An 867-nucleotide genomic window follows, 5' to 3' on the forward strand; every position below is an offset into this window, starting at 1 on the left:
ATCCAGGCCAGCTTCTGCTGCTGGCGGGCGGTGAGATGTTCGGGGTTCTTCCACAACGCCCAGCGGGCGTTCTTCATCGCCGCGGCCCGTTCGGTCAACGGCCGGGGCGGGACGGGGTGCACGCCATGGCGGCCTTTGGGTTCGGTGCGGCGGGCGGCGGCGTGGACTTCGCGCCAGATCCTGCGGCGGACCGTGTCGAGTGCGTCGGTGGCCCAGGCGACGACGTGGAACGGGTCGGTGCACCGCACCGCGGTCGGGCAGCGGGCGGTGACCGCGGCGGCGATCCAGTTCGCGGCATCAGCCGACACGTGGGTGATCTGGGTGCAGCGCTGCGGCCCGAGCGCGTCGAAGAACGCCTCGACGGTGGCGCTGTCACGCCCGGGCGCAGCCCACACCAGCCGGCCGGTGTCGTGGTCGACAACCACGGTCAGGTAGTCGTGGCCGCGGCGAAACGACACCTCGTCGATCCCGATGCGCCTCAACCCGCCCAGGCGGTCCGTCGAGGTCTCGACGTCGGCCCACACCCGGGCCACGATCGCTCCCACGGTCCGCCACGCCACCCGCATCAACGCCGTGGTCGCCGACTTCGACGTCGCAGTCGCCAGCCACGCCACCGTGTCGTCGAACGGGCGGGTGTGACCGGCGCCGTGACGCGCCCACGGCACCTGCGCCACCACCGGGCCGTGCTGCGCGCAGCGCACCCGCGGCGCGTCGGCCTGCAACCACACCTGGGTCGTCCCGAAATCCAGCGACCGCCACCGCCGCACGCCGGCTCCGCGGTCATAACCGGGGCACCGCACACCGCACTTGCCGCACCGTCGCTGCGCCTTGCGGGCCGGATGCACATCGATGACGAGGTGCTGCGCC

Annotated in this window: 1 protein-coding gene; it reads right to left on the bottom strand. The window is 73.0% G+C overall.

Annotation, left to right across the window (positions count from 1 at the left end):
- Positions 1 to 867, bottom strand: an 867-nt coding sequence (locus ACXR2U_RS24075; protein WP_458827625.1) for an ISL3 family transposase, incomplete at both ends; no start/stop codon positions are given.

Source organism: Jatrophihabitans sp. YIM 134969 (genome assembly GCF_054456675.1).